The 16,218-nt window shown below is 68.0% G+C and carries 12 protein-coding genes; 8 read left to right on the top strand and 4 right to left on the bottom strand.

The window, feature by feature from the left end; genetic code table 11:
* The first annotated feature begins 43 nt into the window (after positions 1 to 43).
* Positions 44 to 289 (top strand): DUF4351 domain-containing protein, encoded by a 246-nt coding sequence (locus AC07S4_RS08055; RefSeq protein WP_494986140.1) that lies wholly within the window; start codon positions 44 to 46, stop codon positions 287 to 289.
* 33 nt (positions 290 to 322) lie between these two features.
* Here the strand turns inward: AC07S4_RS08055 and AC07S4_RS08050 are convergent, their stop codons facing one another.
* Positions 323 to 2,737: a S9 family peptidase gene (locus tag AC07S4_RS08050; protein ID WP_494986139.1), complete on the bottom strand. Its 2,415-nt coding sequence runs from the start codon at positions 2,735 to 2,737 to the stop codon at positions 323 to 325.
* 210 nt (positions 2,738 to 2,947) lie between these two features.
* Between AC07S4_RS08050 and AC07S4_RS08045 the strand changes: the two genes are divergently transcribed.
* Genes AC07S4_RS08045 through AC07S4_RS08035 form a run of 3 tightly spaced genes read left to right on the top strand, consistent with a single transcriptional unit; the run spans position 2,948 to position 7,719 of the window.
* Positions 2,948 to 3,958 carry an ABC transporter substrate-binding protein gene (locus tag AC07S4_RS08045; RefSeq protein ID WP_494986138.1) on the top strand — a complete coding sequence of 337 codons (1,011 nt, stop codon included), beginning with the start codon at positions 2,948 to 2,950 and terminating at the stop codon, positions 3,956 to 3,958.
* Positions 3,959 to 3,983: 25 nt separating this feature from the next.
* On the top strand, positions 3,984 to 6,488 hold the full coding sequence (locus AC07S4_RS08040; protein WP_494986137.1) for an ATP-binding protein: 2,505 nt from the start codon (positions 3,984 to 3,986) through the stop codon (positions 6,486 to 6,488).
* 1 nt (position 6,489) lies between these two features.
* Positions 6,490 to 7,719, top strand: a complete 1,230-nt coding sequence (locus AC07S4_RS08035) for a hybrid sensor histidine kinase/response regulator (RefSeq protein WP_494986136.1) — start codon at positions 6,490 to 6,492, stop codon at positions 7,717 to 7,719.
* Here AC07S4_RS08035 and AC07S4_RS08030 read toward each other — a convergent pair.
* Together AC07S4_RS08030 and AC07S4_RS08025 are read right to left on the bottom strand one after the other, a co-directional pair.
* Positions 7,716 to 9,089, bottom strand: a complete 1,374-nt coding sequence (locus AC07S4_RS08030; RefSeq protein ID WP_494986135.1) for a hypothetical protein — start codon at positions 9,087 to 9,089, stop codon at positions 7,716 to 7,718. The genes AC07S4_RS08035 and AC07S4_RS08030 overlap by 4 nt on opposite strands.
* Positions 9,090 to 9,142: 53 nt before the next feature.
* Entirely contained in the window at positions 9,143 to 10,054 is a 912-nt protein-coding gene (locus AC07S4_RS08025; protein WP_494986134.1) for a LysR substrate-binding domain-containing protein, read from the bottom strand.
* Between the two features lie 97 nt (positions 10,055 to 10,151).
* Here AC07S4_RS08025 and AC07S4_RS08020 point away from each other — a divergent pair, with 97 nt between their 5' ends.
* From AC07S4_RS08020 to AC07S4_RS08005, 4 genes are all read left to right on the top strand, one after another.
* Positions 10,152 to 10,688, top strand: a complete 537-nt coding sequence (locus AC07S4_RS08020) for an NAD(P)H-dependent oxidoreductase (protein ID WP_494986133.1) — start codon at positions 10,152 to 10,154, stop codon at positions 10,686 to 10,688.
* Between the two features lie 29 nt (positions 10,689 to 10,717).
* On the top strand, positions 10,718 to 13,090 hold the full coding sequence (locus AC07S4_RS08015; RefSeq protein ID WP_494986132.1) for a DNA polymerase II: 2,373 nt from the start codon (positions 10,718 to 10,720) through the stop codon (positions 13,088 to 13,090).
* A 76-nt stretch (positions 13,091 to 13,166) separates the two neighbouring features.
* On the top strand, positions 13,167 to 13,460 hold the full coding sequence (locus tag AC07S4_RS08010) for a hypothetical protein (RefSeq protein ID WP_494986131.1): 294 nt from the start codon (positions 13,167 to 13,169) through the stop codon (positions 13,458 to 13,460).
* The gene (locus tag AC07S4_RS08005) at positions 13,460 to 14,455 is read left to right on the top strand and encodes a 2-hydroxyacid dehydrogenase (RefSeq protein WP_494986130.1); all 996 of its coding nucleotides are present in this window, start codon (positions 13,460 to 13,462) and stop codon (positions 14,453 to 14,455) included. Before AC07S4_RS08010 ends, AC07S4_RS08005 begins: the two co-directional genes overlap by 1 nt.
* On the opposite strand, the gene AC07S4_RS08000 is transcribed toward AC07S4_RS08005, so the two are convergent.
* Positions 14,442 to 16,091, bottom strand: a complete 1,650-nt coding sequence (locus tag AC07S4_RS08000) for an FKBP-type peptidyl-prolyl cis-trans isomerase (protein ID WP_494986129.1) — start codon at positions 16,089 to 16,091, stop codon at positions 14,442 to 14,444. The genes AC07S4_RS08005 and AC07S4_RS08000 overlap by 14 nt on opposite strands.
* Positions 16,092 to 16,218: the final 127 nt, after the last annotated feature.

Here is a 16,218-nt window from a genome sequence, read left to right as displayed (position 1 = left end):
CACAGATTGGCAGGCTATTCTCCAGCTGGAAAAGGAGCGCAAAGTGGAATGGATCACGCCGTTGCAACAGTCATGCATGGACAAAGGTTGGCAGAAGGGGCTGGAGCAAGGTCTGGAGCAAGGCCGCAAGGAAGGGGCGGCCGCGTTGCTGGAGCGGCAGCTCACGCGGCGGTTTGGCCCGCTGCCGCAAACCGCGCGGAAGAAGCTGGCCGAGGCCAGTACTGAGCAACTCGCGGCCTGGAGCGATGCGCTGCTGGAGGCGCAGTCGCTCAGGCAGGTGTTTGAATAAAAAAAGCCGGGAGCATTGTCCCGGCCTGGCTTCTTACTTCTTCAGCGTGCGTTCAAACAGCTGGTAGATGCGGCGGTACTGGTCGTACCAGCTTTCCGGCTGCGTATAGGCGTGGCGCTCGAGCGGGTAGCTGGCCAGTTCCCAGTTGTCCTTCTTCAGCTCGATGAAGCGCTGCGCCATGCGCACCGAGTCCTGGTAGAACACGTTGTCGTCCACCATGCCGTGCGCGATCAGCAGATTGCCTTGCAGCTTATCGGCGTATTCGATCGGCGACGATTTCTTGTACGCTTCCGGGTCCAGCTCCGGCGTGTTCAAGATGTTGGCGGTGTACTCGTGGTTGTAGGTGGTCCAGTCGGTGACCGGGCGCAGCGCCGCGCCGGACTTGAATTTGCCCGGCTCGCGCAGCAGCGCCATAAAGGTCATGAAGCCGCCGTAGCTGCCGCCGTAGACGCCCACATTGGCCGCGTCGCCCTGGTGCTGCGCCACCATCCAGTTCAGGCCGTCCACATAGTCGTCCAGTTCCGGATGGCCCATCTGGCGGTAGATCGCCGTGCGCCAGTCGCGGCCATAACCTTTCGAGGCGCGGTAGTCCATGTCCAGCACGATGTAGCCTTTTTCAACCAGCAGGTTGTGGAACATCTGCTCGCGGAAGTAGACCGGGAAGCGCTTGGTGGTGTTTTGCAGATAGCCGGCGCCGTGCACGAACATGACGATGGGGTATTTCTTGCCCGCTTCCAGCGTGGCCGGACGGTACAGCTTGGACCAGATCGGCCCGGCGCCGTGCGCGGACGGCACCGCCACCAGCTGCGGCTGCACCCAGTTGCGCGCCTTGTAGTCCGGCGTGCGGGTGTCGGTCAGCTTGACGGTGGCGCCGCCGGCCGCAACGGCCACGGTGGCGATCTGCGCCGGCACATAGGCCGACGAGTAGTGCACCAGCAGCTTGCGCTCGTCCGGCGACACGGCGTACTGTTCCACGCCGCCCTCCAGCGCGGTCACTTCGCGCACCGACGCGTCCTTGGCGTTGACGGCGCACACTTCGTATTCGCCCGGCGTCTTGCGGTTGCACAGCACGAAGGCGGTGCCGCCATTGGCGGACCAGGTCACGCGCGTGGCTTCCCAGCTGCCTTGCGTGAGCGCGCGCTGCTTGCCGTCCGCGCCCAGGGTGTACAGGTGCGAGTAGCCGCTTTCCTCGGACAGGAACCACAGCGTGGCGTTGTCCGGCAGCCAGCCGAATTCGTTGTAGCTGCCGTTCACCCAGGCCGTGTCGCTGATGCGGTGCAGCGGCTTCAGCGCGGCGGCGGGCAGGTCGATGGCGGCGATCCAGCGGTCCTTATTGTCGACCGCGCGCAGCATCACGGCCACCTTGGCGCCGTTGTCGGTCCAGGAGATGCCGCCGTCGCTTTCGTCGTCCAGGCGCACCGGACGGTTGCCCTTCAGCGCGGGCAGCTTCTGCGCTTCGCGCATGGCCGCCAGCGGGTCGGTGGCGATGCCGGGCAGGGCGTCGAGCTTGATGTCCTGCACGGCGCGGGTTTGCAGGTCCACCAGCTTCAGGGTCTGCGTTTTCGGCATGTCGCGGCCCACGCGGGTGCGCTCGTCGTCCGCTTCCTCGTAGCCGGACTCGGTCACGTAGCGCGGCATCTTGCCGATGCGGCCCTTGTCGCCCTTGAGCGAGGTGGCGAGCACCAGGTAGCGCCCGTCCGGCGACAGCGAGCTGGCGTCGATCACGACCTTGTCGCCCAGGTAGATGGGCTGCGGGCCGCGCGTGGCGTCGGCTGCGCGCTCGGCGTCGCCGCGTTCGCGCAGCGCGTCCTTGTCGTCCTTCTGGCGCTTCAGCGTGGCGATCAGGCGCAGCTGCATGTCGCGCATGGACGCTTCCAGCGCCGTGCCGTCGGGCGCGGCGGCCGGGTCCTTCGCGGTGCGCGGCAGCGCCACTGGCGACAGCAGGCGCTCGGCGCGGTTCCAGCTGAACCAGTCGTGGCCGACGCGGAACTGCACGCTGCGGCCGTCGGCCGAGTAGCGCGCCGCCTGCGGCGCCGGCGCGGCGCCTTTGCTGATCTGCGTCAGCGCGCCCGATTTCAGGTCGCGCTCGAACAGGTCGCCGTTGCGCAGCAGCAGGGCGCGGCTATGGTCGCGGCTGTAGTGCACGCTGGCGCTGTCGAGCTTGGCCAGTTCGCTGTCGGCCACCTTGCGCGGCGCAAGGCCGGCGTGGGCGGCGGCCTCGAAGGTGTCGCGCAGCGGCGAACCGGCGCGCTTCTGTTTGTAGTAGACCTGCTTGCCGTCCCAGCTCCACCAGGCGGTTTCCACCGGCGTGCCCAGCCAGTCCGGGTGGGACATGGCCTGGTCCAGCGTAATAGGGGTCGGAGTCTGACCTGGGGTCTGGGCTGCGGCCGGGATCGCCAGCGCAGCGCACAGTGCCGCGCCGAGCGCGGAAAGAGCAAAAGTTCGCATCGTTTCTTAGGGGAAAGGGCAAAGTTGAGCGGGCATTCTAGCGTATGTGCCGTGCCTGCTTTGTATAAGCATGTATCAGCAGCGGGCACAGGCGGCTAGCGCCATGCTAGCCGGGCGCTCCCTTAGCTAAAGGGCAAGCTTCAAATTGTTACATCGGTGCCGCAATTGTGTAAGCTGGTCCGGTTAGCTTCGTTTCCACGGAGATACAACATGACCAAACAGACGGCGCGGCGCGCAGCGGCGGCCCTGGCCCTGCTGGCCGGGCTGGGCGCGGCGGCCTGGTGGTGGCACAGCCGTGGCGCCGCCGGGCCGCTGGAGCCGCTGATCCTGGCCACCAACTCCAGCTATGTGGCCATGTGCCCCGTGCTGGCGGCGCAGCAGCAGGGCTATTTCGCGCGCCAGGGCATCGCCGCGCAGATCCAGCCGCACACCAGCGGCAAGGCGGCGCTGCAGGCGGCCTTGCAGGGCCGCGCCCACCTGGCCACGGTGGCCGACATTCCCATTATGTTCGCGGTGCTGGAGCAGCTGCCGGTGACGGTGGTGGCGACCTATTTCCGCGCCGAGCGCGACCACGGCATCGTCGGCCGCAGGGACCACGGGGTGAGCGAACCGGCCAGCCTGAAGGGCAAGCGCATCGCCGTCACGCCGGGCACCTCCAGCCATTTCGTGCTGAACGCCTTCCTCAACCGCCAGCATCTGGCGGCCGCCGACGTGGCCATGGTCCACCTCAAGCCGGAGGAGTTTGCCGGCGCGCTGCTGCGCGGGGACGTGGATGCGGTGTCCGGCTGGGAGCCCTATCTGGACGCGCTGCTCAAGCAGCTGGGCCGCAACGGCGTGAAGTTCGATGCCGACGACCTGTACGAGATCCCCTACAACATCGCCGGCGGGCGCGACTATGTGCGCGGCCACCAGGACACCATCAAGAAGCTGCTGCGCGCCCTGATCGACGGCAACCGCTATTGCGCCGAGCAGCCGCAGGCGGCGCAGGCCATGACCGGCGCGGTGCTGCAAAGCGGCAGCGACAAATGGCGCGAGCTGTGGCCGACTTACCGCTTTGCCGTCGGACTGGACCAGGCGCTGCTGGTGGGACTGGAAGACCAGGCCCGCTGGGCGATGGCGAACCAGCTGGCGCCCGCCGGCAAGGTGCCCAACTTCCTCGGCGCGCTGGATTACCAGCCGCTGAAGGCCGTGGCGCCTGCGGCCGTGACGGTTATCCACTGAAGGGAGATACCGTGAAGGAGACACCGTGAAACTGGCGACGCGTTTTCAGCTGATGGGCTGGTTCTCGGCGGCCATCGTGGCCTTGATTGTCGCGGTGCTGCTGGGCGCCTCGCAGCGGGTGCAGCAGGAGCTCGACAAGAACGAAACGGCCGACCAGATGCTCAACGCGGTGACCGCGCTGCGCTACCTCACGCTGGAATTCGTGCTGCGGCACGAGGAGCGCTCGGAGGCGCAGTGGCAGCTGCGCAGCGGCTCGCTGGCCAAGTTGATGGCGCAGGCCGGCGCCTTCGATACGCGCGAGGAAGCCGCGCTGCTGGCCGGCTTGCAGCACACCCACGCCAGCCTGGAGCGCCTGTTCGCCACCCTGGCCGCGCAGCCGGACAAGCCGCCGCAAGGCACGCCGCAGCGCGCCGTGGCGGACGAATTCGAGTCGCGCCTGGCCGGGCAGATCGCCAACAAGATGCAGACCATGATCTCGGACGTGCTGCGCCTGTCCGACTTGAGCCGGCAAGAGCTGCTGGACGCGCAGCGCCGTGCCAGCGTGATGGTGGCGGTGTTCGGCGCGCTGGGGCTGCTGGCGGTGGCCGGCACCACGTGGCTGGGCTACCGCAGCGTGGCGCGCCCGCTGGACCGGCTGCGCGAAGGCACGGCGCGGGTGGGCGCCGGTGCGCTGGACTTCAGGCTGGACGTGAGCACGCGCGACGAGATCGGCGACCTGGCGCGCGCCTTCGACGGCATGACCGAACGCCTGCAGCAAACCACCGTCTCGCGCGACGAGCTGGCCGGCCTGAACGGCGCGCTGCAGGCCGAGATGGGCGTGCGCCAGCAGGCCGAGGCGCGCACCACGGCGCAGCTGCAGCGCCTCAACCTGCTGCACCAGATCACCCGCTCCATCGGCGAGCGGCAGGACTTGCGCAGCATCTTCCAGGTGGTGGTGCGCTCGCTGGAGGACCAGCTGCCGATCGATTTCGGCTGTATCTGCCTGGTGGACCACGGCAGCGGGCGGCTGCTGGTGAGCTGCGTCGGCCTGCAAGGGGCGGCGCTGGCCATGGCCATGCCGGTGGCGGAGCGCGGCTATATCGACATCGATGAAAACGGCCTGTCGCGCTGCGTGCGCGGCGCGCTGGTGTACGAGAGCGACATCGCCGCAGTCGACTTTCCTTTCCCGCAGCGCCTGGCCGGCGGCGGCCTGCGCGCGCTGGTGCTGGCGCCGCTGCTGGTGGAAAGCCACGTGTTCGGCGTGCTGGTGGCGGCGCGGCGCGCGCCGCACAGTTTCTCCAGCGGCGAATGCGAATTCCTGCGCCAGCTCAGCGAGCACGTGGCCCTGGCCTCCAAGCAAAGCGAGTTGTACGCCGCGCTGCAAGCGGCCTACGACGAAATGCGCCAGACGCAGCAAGCCTCGCTGCAGCAGGAGCGCCTGCGCGCGCTGGGCCAGATGGCCAGCGGCATTGCGCACGACATCAACAACGCCATTTCGCCGGTGGTGCTGTACACCGAGTCCCTGCTGGAAACCGAGGCCGGGCTGAGCGAGCGCGCGCGTTCCAGCCTGCAGGTGATCAAGCGCGCCATCGACGACGTGGCGGCCACGGTGGCGCGCATGCGCGAGTTCTACCGCCTGCGCGAACCGCAGGCCAGCCTGGCGCCGCTGGACGCCGGCGCGCTGCTGCAGCAGGTGGCGGATTTGACGCGCGCGCGCTGGAACGACATGCCGCAGCAGCGCGGCATCACCATACGGCTGGCGCTGGAGGCCGCGCCGGGACTGCCGTCCATCATGGGCGTGGAGGGCGAAATCCGCGAGGCGCTGACCAACCTGGTGTTCAACGCGGTGGACGCCATGCCGGACGGCGGGCAGCTGACCCTGCGCACGCGGCTGGACAGCGCGCGCCGCGTCTGCATCGAAGTGGGCGACAGCGGCGTGGGCATGGACGAGGACACGCGGCGGCGCTGCCTGGAGCCCTTCTTCACCACCAAGGGCGAGCGCGGCACCGGCCTGGGGCTGGCCATGGTGTACGGCATGGTGGAGCGGCACGGCGCGCAGATCGACATCGTCACCGCGCCGGGCGAAGGCACGCTGGTACGGCTGGGCTTCCCCTTGCCGGCCGCCGCGGCCACGGCCGCGCCGCCACGGCAGGCCGCGCCGCTGCGGCAGAGCGTGCGCATCCTGGCGGTGGACGACGACCCGCTGGTGCTCAAGTCGCTGCGCGACATCCTCGAGCGCGACGGCCATGCGGTGACGGCGGCCGATGGCGGCCAGAACGGCATCGATTCCTTCCGCGCGTCGCAGGCGCGCGGCGAGCCATACGCGCTGGTTATCACGGACCTGGGCATGCCCTACGTGGATGGGCGCAGGGTGGCCGAGGCGATCAAGGAAATGTCGCCCACTACGCCGGTGATACTGCTGACCGGCTGGGGCCAGCGCATCGTGGCCGAGGGCGACCTGCCGGTGCATGTGGACCGCGTGCTGGGCAAGCCGCCCAAGCTCAGCGAATTGCGCGAAGCGCTGGCGGCCTGCTGCGGTGAGGAGGCCTGAGATGGCGCAACTGCCGGCGGAGGAACGCATCCGCATCCTGATCGCGGACGACGAGCTGGCGCAGATGCGCGCCCTGTGCGACACGCTGAGCCAGTACGGCTATGAAACCGTGGGCTGCAGCTCGGGCGAGGCCGCGCTGCGGCTGATGCAGGCGGCGGACAGCGCAGAGGACGCAGAGGGCGCGGCCGATGGCGGCGGCCAGCGCTTCCAGCTGCTGCTGGCGGACCTGATGATGCCCGGCCTGGACGGCATTGCGCTGGTGCAGGCGGCGCGCGCCATCGATCCCGACCTGGCCTGCGTCATCATGACCGGCGAGGGCAGCATAGGCTCGGCGGTGCAAGCCATGCAGGTCGGCGCGCTGGATTATGTGCTCAAGCCTTTCCGCGTGTCGGCCATTTTGCCGGTGCTGGCGCGCGCGCTGGAGACGCGCAAGCTGCGCATCATGAACGCCAGCCTGGAGCTGCGCCTGCGCGAGCACGCGGTGCAACTGGTGCGCATCAACGAGGAGCTGCAGGCGGCGCGCCTGCAGGCCGACCGCGCCAACCAGGCCAAGTCCGCCTTTTTGTCCAATATGAGCCACGAGCTGCGCACGCCGCTCAACGCCATCCTGGGCTTTTCGCAAATCCTCTCGTCCGAGAATTTGCCTTCGTCGGCGGCGCAGAAGAAGCAGTTCGCCGGGAATATCCTGCAAGCCTCGCGCCACCTGCTGCGGCTCATCAACGATATCCTGGACCTGGCCAAGGTGGAGTCGGGCGCGCTGACGCTGGAGCCCGAACAGGTGCCGCTGGCGCTGGTGCTGCAGGAGTGCCGCACGCTGGTGGAGCCGCTGGCGCGCCTGCGCGGGGTTGAGCTGCGCATGGCGGTGCCGGAGCAGGCCAGCGTCACGGCCGACCGCGTGCGCCTCAAGCAGGTGCTGATCAATCTGCTCTCCAACGCCATCAAGTACAACCGCGACCACGGCAGCGTTACCGTGCACTGCGCCGGGATGGACGCGGAGCGCGTGCGCATATCCGTGCAGGACACCGGCTACGGCCTGGGCGAAGCGCAGCTGGCGGCCATGTTCCAGCCTTTCAACCGGCTGGGGCAGGAGGGCGGCACGCAGGAAGGTACGGGACTGGGGCTGGTGATGACGCGCCACCTGATTGAGAAGATGGGCGGAGAACTGGGCGTGGTCAGCACGCCCGGCCTGGGCAGCACCTTCTGGCTGGCGCTGCCCGGCTGCCTGGGCTAGAAATACTCGGGATGGTTTTTGGCCAGCGTGGCCTCGTACTGGTCCACCGCGCGGAAGTTCTGGAAACCGGGCGCCAGCTGGCGTCCTATGTCCCAGCAACGCCAGCCGTGCGCCGCGTCGAAGCTGCGCAGCAGCGTGTCGCCCAGGTCCTTGTACACGCTGGCCATGTAGGGATTGGCCTGCAGCGCCTCGATGAACAGCGCGGTGGCCGTCTTCATGTCGCCCAGCGCCACATGGTGGTTGGCCTCGAACACCTTGAGCAGATAGGGACGGCTGGTCTTGGCGCGCAGTTCGCGCAGTGTGGCGATGGCGGCCGGCAGGTCGGCCTTGTTGCGGGCCTGGATGGCGGCCGCCAGGCGGGCCTGGTCGGGATCGTTGCGGATCACGGCGATCTGCTCCGGCGTAGCGGGGCCGGGATATTTTCCGCTGACGAAGGTCTGCTCGCTGGTGATCAGCATCGCCTCCACGCCGCGCTTGTCGGTGAAGGCTTGCTGGCGTTCGCTGGCCAGCTTGTTCAGCCTGGCCTGCATGCCGAAGGCGCCGGCGGCGGCGGCCTGGTCGAGCAGCTGGTCCAGCGCGGGCTGGACGGCGGCGCGCTTGCTGTAGGCGCTCAGGTCGTAGCCTGCCGCCAGCGCGGGCGCGGGCGCCACGGCGCTGATGGCCAGCTTGCGTTCGGAGACGCCCGTGAAGCTGCGCTGATGGAAATCCAGCGTGGCCGGAATGCTGGCCCGCTGCTCCAGCTCGCGCAGCACCAGCGGATGGCCGCCGAAGTGGTAGCGCAGGAACTGCGCGAAGCGCGTGGCGTCGGCGGCGCCGATGGCCGTGCCCTGCAGCGAGGCGCGCAGCAGTTCAGTGCCGGCGATGCCGTAGCGCGCGGCGCCGTCGGCCTGGGTGCGCTCCAGCGCGGGCGGCGCCTCAGCTTCGGCGGCTGCAGCAGTGGCTGCCGCTGCAGGGGCAGCAGGAGCAGGCATGATCGACAGCACGTGCTGCTCGTCGACCGGCGTCACTTGCGGCATGTCCTGCTTGACGGAAGCGAGCGCCTTCGCAATGAAGGCGCGGTTGCGCAGTTCCATTTCGCGGAAGCCCACCGTGTCGTAAAGCGAATAGTCGGTGTAGGTCTTGGCGGCGCGGTCGATCTCGATGCGGCGGCGCTTGGCGAAGTCGTAGATCTGGATTTGCTGCGCGGTCTGCACGCTCAGGTAGCTGTCGCCCAGCACCACCTGCATATCGCTGCTGCTGGACGGCGGCACGTTCTGGCTGTTGGGGCTGGGCGTGTTGACCGTGTCCGCATGCACCTGAAAGGTGACGGCGGCGTTGGCGGCGCCGTGCAGCAGCAGGAGCGAGGCGAGGCAGAGAGCATGGCGTGTCATGGGCGGCAATCCGGAGTTGTATTGCCAACATTGTAATGTACGTTGGCGCAGGCCTACAGGGATTTCACCAGCGCGCGCAGCTGCGCCATCACATGGCGCGTGGCCGGGTCCTGCTCGCGCCGCGCGTGCCAGGCCATCGACAGCGTGAACCCCTCCACCGGCAGCGGCGGCTCGAACACGGCCAGTCCGCGCCCATGCGGCGGCATCAGGCAGCGGCTGGGCAGCAGCGCGATCATGTCCGAGTGCGCCAGCAGCGCCGGCGCCTGGGCGAACCCCGGCAGCACCATGCCGACGCGGCGCTCCCTGCCCATCGCCTCCAGCGTCCGGTCCAGCGCGGTGCGCGTCTGGCCACGGCTGGACACCACCAGGTGCGGATAGGCCAGCCAGCGCTCCAGCTCGAAGCGCCGCGCGGCCGGATGGCCTTTGCGCATGGCGGCCAGATAGCGTTCCTCCAGCAGCGGCTCGCTGCGCAGCGCGGCCTGCGCGGCGCTGGCCTGGCCCAGCACCGCCACCACGATATCCGCATCGCCCGCCTCCAGCGCCTTGAGCGCCTCGCCCTCGCTGCGCCACGGCAGCAGCACAGGCTGGATGCCGGGCGCGCTGTCTTGCAGGCTGGCGTACAGCCCCGCTTCGACCACGCCGCCCGGGAAGTCCGCCATGAAGATGCGCACCGTCTGGCGCAGTTCGCGCAAGCTGGGCGGGCGGTGCTCGACCACGGCGCCAACCGCCGCCAGCGCTTCCTTGAGCGGCGCCCGCAATGCCTGGGCGCGCGGCGTGAGCTGCATGCGGCCGCCGCTGCCGCGCTCCAGCAGGCGGTCCTGGAACTGGTGGCGGCAGCGTTCCAGCGCGCTGGACGTGGCCGGCTGCGACAGCGCCAGCCGGTTGGCCGCGCGCGTCACATGGGCCTCGTCGAGCAGGGCGTCGAGGATGACGAGCAGATTGAGGTCGAGTGAACGTAGATTCATGAAATGGATTATATGGCATATGAATTATCCATTGGATTGATGAAGCGCGCGGCGGCAGAATGGCTACATCACCCACCCAAGCCAAACGGAGCCTGCCATGCAATCCATACTGATACTGTCCGCCCATCCCGACCTGGCCGCTTCGCGCGCCAACAAAGCCCTGCTGGAGGCGGCGCGCGCGCTGCCCGGCGTGGCCGTGCACGACCTGCACGCGGCCTACCCGGACGGCCGCATCGACGCCGCAGGCGAGGCGCGCCGCCTGCTCGACGGCGGCGACCTGGTGCTGCAATTCCCGCTGCAATGGTATTCGGTGCCCTCGCTGCTGAAAGACTGGCTGGACGCGGTGCTCACGCGCATGTTCTATCTCGAACCCGAGGCCGAAGGCAGCCGGCTGCGCGGCCGCAAACTGACGGTGGCGGTGACGGTGGGCGCGCCCGCCCAGGCCTACAGCGCGGAAGGGCGCAACGGCGCCACCATGGCCGAGCTGCTGCGTCCCCTGGAGGCGGTGGCGCACCGCTGCGGCCTGCAATGGCAGCCGCCCTTCGTGGTGTACGACGCGCGCGATGCGAGCGATGCCCAGCTGGAGGAAGAAGCGCGCCGTTACGCCGCCAGGCTGGGTTTATATACAGTATAATCCGGGCATCGCATACAAACACCGCACCCGTGGCTCCGACTTCCCAGCAAGGCTTCATCCTGACCCGCCATTGGCGCGACACCCGCGACGGCACCGAGATCGAATTCTGGCTGGCCACGGACGACGGGCCGCGCAAGGTGCGGCTGGAGGCCCAGACATCCGTCGCCTTCGCCGAGGCGGGCCAGCGCGCGGCCATCGAGGCGCAGCTGGGCCTGTCCGGCCAGCAGCGCGCCGATGTGCGCGAGCTGCCGCTGAAGACCTTTGGCCAGCAGCCGGTGGTGGGCATCTACACCAGCCACTACAAGCAGCTGACGGCGCTGGAGCGCACCCTGCGCGAGCACGGCATCAAGCTCTACGAAGCCGACATCCGCCCGCCCGAGCGCTACCTGATGGAGCGCTTCATCACCGCCACCGTGCAGATCGAAGGCGGCGAGCAGCGCGGCCACACCATCACCGGCTGCAAGCTCAAGCCCGCGCCCGAGTACCGGCCCGCACTCAAGATGGTGTCGCTCGACATTGAGACCAGCGCCTACGAAGACCTGTATTCCATCGCGCTGGAAGGCTGCGGCCAGCGCCAGGTGTACATGCTGGGCGACGCGCCCGCGACAGCGGCGGAAGTGGACTTTGCGCTGGAATACTGCGCCACGCCGCGCCAGCTGATTGAAAAGCTGAACGCCTGGTTCCAGCAGTACGACCCGGACGTGATCGTGGGCTGGAGCCTGGTGCAGTTCGACCTGCGCGTGCTGCAAAAGAACGCCGACAAGCACAAGGTGCCGCTGCTGCTGGGCCGCGAGGGCCGGCAGATCGACTGGCGCAAGCACCACGCCAAGCAGGAATACGTGTTCGCCTCGCTGGCCGGACGCGTGGCGCTGGACGGCATCGAGGCGCTGCGCGCGGCATCCTGGACCTTCCCGTCCTTCAGCCTGGAGAACGTGGCGCAAACCATGCTGGGCGAGGGCAAGGACATCGGCGACGCCTACGACAAGATGGCCGAGATCGATCGCCGCTTCCACGAAGACAAGCCCGCGCTGGCGCTGTACAACCTGAAGGACTGCGAGCTGGTGACGCGCATCTTCGACAAGGCGCGGCTGATGGCCTTCATCCTCGAGCGCTCGCACGTGACCGGGCTGCAGGCCGACCATTTCGGCGGCTCCATCGCCGCCTTCGGCCACCACTACCTGCCGCGCATGCACCGCGAAGGCTACGTGGCGCCCAGCGTGGGCGACATCGAAGTGGGGCCGTCGCCGGGCGGCTTCGTCATGGACTCCAAGCCCGGTCTGTACGACTCGGTTGTGGTGCTGGACTACAAAAGCCTGTACCCCTCCATCATCCGCACCTTCATGGTCGACCCGGTGGGCCTGATCGAAGGCGCGGCGGCCGATCCGCAGCAAGGCATACCGGGCTTTCGCGGCGCCGTGTTCTCGCGCGATAAGCACTGCCTGCCCGCCATCGTCAACGCCTTGTCGGCCGGGCGCGACGAAGCCAAGCGGCAGAAGAACGAAGCGTTGTCGCAGGCGCTCAAGCTGCTGATGAACTCCTTCTGCGGCGTGCTCGGCTCGCCCGACTGCCGCTTCTTCAATCCCAAGCTGGTGTCCTCGGTCACGCTGCGCGGGCACGAAATGATGAAGCTCACGCGCGGGCTGGTGGAGCAGGCCGGCTACGACGTGATCTACGGCGACACGGACTCCATTTTCATCTGGCTGAAAAAGGAATACGCGGACGGCGAAGCCATCGCCATCGGCCAGGGGCTGGTGGAGCATATCAACGCGTGGTGGAAGGAAAAGCTCAAGCGCGAGCTGGGCCTGGAGAGCCAGCTGGAAATTGAATTCGACACCCACTACCGCAAGTTCTTCATGCCCACCATACGCGGCACCGACACCGGCAGCAAGAAGCGCTACGCGGGCCTGAGCGTGAACGGCAGGGGCGAGGAGGAGGTGATCTATCGCGGCCTGGAAGTGGCGCGCAGCGACTGGACGCCGCTGGCGCACGAATTCCAGAAAGGCCTGTTCAACCGCATCTTCCGCAACCAGCCCTACCAGGACTATGTGCGCGAGTATGCGCGCAAGACCGTCTCCGGCGAGTTCGACGAACTGCTGGTGTACCGCAAGCGGCTGCGGCACCGGCTGGACGAGTATCAGGTGAATGTGCCGCCGCAGGTGCGCGCGGCGCGCCTGGCGGACGACTACAACAAGTCCTTGCAGCGGCCGCAGCGCTACCAGAACGGCGGCTGGATCAGCTACTTGATGACCACCAGCGGCGCCGAGCCGCTGGAAGTGGTGAAATCCGGCATCGACTATGAGCACTACCTGAGCAAGCAGCTGCAGCCTATCGCCGACGCCATCCTGCTGCCCTTGAGCGACAGCTTTGCCGGCCTCACCACATCGCAAGGCAATTTGTTCTGAAAATCGCCGTGCTGCACCGCAGCGAATGCAGTAATATGTAAGTACCCCTTCCCCCCATTGCTGAGCGAGGCTGACCATGACTCCAGAGCACGACCGACGCGAAAAATCCCAGGCCACGTCCGAGACTTCCGGCTGGCATTCCCTGGAGTACGTGGTGCGGCAGGCGCTGGAGGTCCAGCGCGATATCGGCACGCCTGCGGCGGAGGATTTCCTGAACAGCATAGGCGTGAACCAGGGCGTGATCGCGCGCGTGCTGGGTCCCGAAGGCAAGATCCGTGTTGCTGATCAGCAAGGCCTAGCCCCGACGCTGGCCGTGGCCGACCTGCCTGTCTCCAGTCCCCGTTCCTATTTCCGCCACGGCCTGATTTAGTGAAGGCGGCCGTATTCAGTGCGCGCCGGTACGACAAAACCATGCTGGCGCGCGCCAACGCGCAGGCGGGCCACGAGCTGCTTTTTCTGGATGAGCGCCTGACGGCGGCGAGCGCGCCGCTGGCCGCCGGCTGTGCCGCCGTGTGCGTATTCGTCAACGACACGGTGGACGCCGAAGTGCTGGCGCTGCTGGCCGCGCAGGGCACGCGGCTGGTGGCCACCCGTTCCACCGGCTACAACCAGATCGACATTGCCGCCGCCGGGCGCCACGGCATCGCCGTGGTGCGCGTGGCGGACTACTCGCCGTATTCGGTGGCCGAATTTGCCGTCGGCCTGCTGCTGGCGGTCAACCGCAAGATCGCCCGCGCCAGCGTGCGCACGCGCGAAGGCAATTTCGACCTGGACGGCCTGATGGGCTTCGACCTGCACGGCAAGACGGTGGGCGTGATCGGCACCGGCAAGATCGGCGCCATCTTCGCGCGCATCATGCTGGGTTTCGGCTGCACCGTGGTGGGCTACGACCGCTATCCGTCGGCGGCCTTCGAGGCGCTGGGCGGGCGCTATGTTACGGTTGATGAATTGCTGGCCTGCAGCGACGTGGTGTCGCTGCACTGCCCGCTGACCGAGGATACCCGCCACATCGTCAATGCCGCCGCGCTGGCGCGCGCCAAGCGCGGCAGCATCCTGATCAACACCAGCCGGGGCGGCCTGGTCGACACCGTGGCCGCCACCGAGGCGCTCAAGACCGGCCAGCTGGGCGGCCTGGCGATCGACGTCTATGAGCAGGAGGCCAGCCTGTTTTTCCAGGACCTGTCCTCGGCCATTATCTGTGACGACGTGATCCAGCGGCTGGTGTCCTTTCCCAATGTGATCGTCACCGGCCACCAGGCTTTCTTCACGGAGGAAGCCATCGGCCAGATCATGCAGACCACCATCGCCAGCCTCACCGCGTTCGAGCGCGGCGAGCCGCTGGTGAACCGCGTTACCTCAGGCTAACCATCTCCACCTCGAACACCAGGGCGGCGTTGCCCGGAATCGACGCGCCCGCGCCGCTGGTGCCGTAGCCCATGCTGCTGGGGATGAGCAGGGTGCGCTTGCCGCCCACCCGCATGCCCTGCATGCCCTGGTCCCAGCCCTGGATGACGGCGCCCTGGCCCAGCGTGAAGCTGAAGGGACCGCGTCCGCTTGATGAGTCGAATTGCGCGCCCTTGAAGCCGGGCGCGGCCGGATCGTACAGCCAGCCGGTGTAGTTGACGGTCAGCGTCTGGCCGCTCTGGGCGGCGGCGCCGCTGCCGGGCAGGATGTCGGTCACGGTCAGCGCTGCGGGCTGGGCGCTGGCGGGGGATTGCGTGTAGATCAACTGGACGCCGCTGGAATAAGTCTCGTCCACGGCCAGCTGCGCCAAGGTACCGTTGCTGCCGATGCGGTAGGTGGCGACGCGGGTCAGGGAGGTGTTGCCGGCCGCACCGCTGTGCACGGCCGTCAGCTTCAGGATCGCGGTGGTGCGCGAGTTGCCGTCCGCTTCGAGCGCGTAACTCAGCACGCGCTTGCCGGGGCTGCCCTTCTTGCTGCTGTCGGTGTAGCTGGCCTGGGTGGCGTAGACGCCCTGGTCGCCGATCCTGGCCGCCGCCGGCAGGCTGCGCTGAGCGCCGGTGCTGACGTCGTATTCGCTGCCGGGTTCGGCGTGGCCGAGCAGCGCGTCGCTGCCGTCGAAATAGTCGACCGTGTTCCAGCCCAGGCTGGCCGGGTAGCAGTCCGTCAGGCCCACGCTGACGCTGGTTTGCGCCAGCAGCGCGCTGGCGCCCTCGAAGCTGCCGGCGCCCGGCACCGCGTTGCTGAAGGACGCGTAGCCGTTGCAGGTGCCGGTGATGGTCAGGTAGTCCGTGCCGCCGGCGAAGGTACGCTGGTGGTAGGCCGCGCGTACCGGGAAGCTGACCGGCACGCCGTCGTAGACGATGCCAGGTTCCAGGTAGGCGATGCCGTTTGGCACGGCAGCGGCGGTGGCGCTGATGTTTTCCGGGCTGTCGCTGAAACTGGCCAGCACGGCGGCCACGGAGGCGGCCTTGGTGTCGAGTATCCAGACCCAGTAGGCCTGGCCCGCCGCATCGCCTTCGCGGTTCAGCACGTTCCGGTAGAACTGGGTGACGATGGCGCTATTGGTAGCGGCGCCGGCGTACAGGTTCTGGAATTCGGTCGAGCCGACAAAGCCTTCGGCCACGTTGACCAGGCCATAGCCCGTGTCGAGCACGCCCATCCAGTAGCCCAGGCCGGCCACGTCGGGTGTGCGCGCGAAGGCGGCGCGGTACAGGCGGTAGGCCTGGCCTGGAATGCCGTCCAGATCGAAGGTGAGCGAGGTGTCGGTAAAGCGCAGGCGGGCGGTGGCGGCCACCGTGCGCGGCGCTTCGCTGCCGCTGTTGTCGGTGACCAGGTAGCCGTCGCCGGTTTTGCTGATGCTGTAATTGGCGCGCGGGCCGTTGAAGATAATCGGGGCGGCGCCGGGCTGGGCGGCTGCCGACTGGCGCAGGCGCTGCTGCGCAGCTGGCGCCGCCTCGCCGCCGGCCCCGCCGCCGCAGCCGGCCAGGACGAGAACGAGGGTGGTCAGCAGACTGGCGCTACGCAGGAAGGGACGCATGATGGTTATTTGTCGATTTTCAAAGCCGACTAGTGTAGCGCAACGGATTGCGTTGGGGCAATCATGATGGCCTGGCCAGTAAAAAGTGAGGAAAATGGCAATGATGCCAGGAATGTGATACCTTGGG

The organism is Pseudoduganella sp. GW821-FHT05F09, assembly GCF_059419605.1.
Note: the sequence above shows the minus strand (reverse complement) of the source record. Positions and strands in the feature narration are given on the sequence as shown.

Bases quoted from the DNA above. Each gene is read 5' to 3' on its own strand.
- AC07S4_RS08025 (WP_494986134.1), bottom strand. From the start codon at position 10,054: ATGAATCTACGTTCACTCGACCTCAATCTGCTCGTCATCCTCGACGCC.
- AC07S4_RS08045 (WP_494986138.1), top strand. From the start codon at position 2,948: ATGACCAAACAGACGGCGCGGCGCGCAGCGGCGGCCCTGGCCCTGCTG.
- AC07S4_RS08035 (WP_494986136.1), top strand. From the start codon at position 6,490: ATGGCGCAACTGCCGGCGGAGGAACGCATCCGCATCCTGATCGCGGAC.
- AC07S4_RS08000 (WP_494986129.1), bottom strand. From the start codon at position 16,091: ATGCGTCCCTTCCTGCGTAGCGCCAGTCTGCTGACCACCCTCGTTCTC.
- AC07S4_RS08020 (WP_494986133.1), top strand. From the start codon at position 10,152: ATGCAATCCATACTGATACTGTCCGCCCATCCCGACCTGGCCGCTTCG.
- AC07S4_RS08030 (WP_494986135.1), bottom strand. From the start codon at position 9,089: ATGACACGCCATGCTCTCTGCCTCGCCTCGCTCCTGCTGCTGCACGGC.
- AC07S4_RS08010 (WP_494986131.1), top strand. From the start codon at position 13,167: ATGACTCCAGAGCACGACCGACGCGAAAAATCCCAGGCCACGTCCGAG.
- AC07S4_RS08050 (WP_494986139.1), bottom strand. From the start codon at position 2,737: ATGCGAACTTTTGCTCTTTCCGCGCTCGGCGCGGCACTGTGCGCTGCG.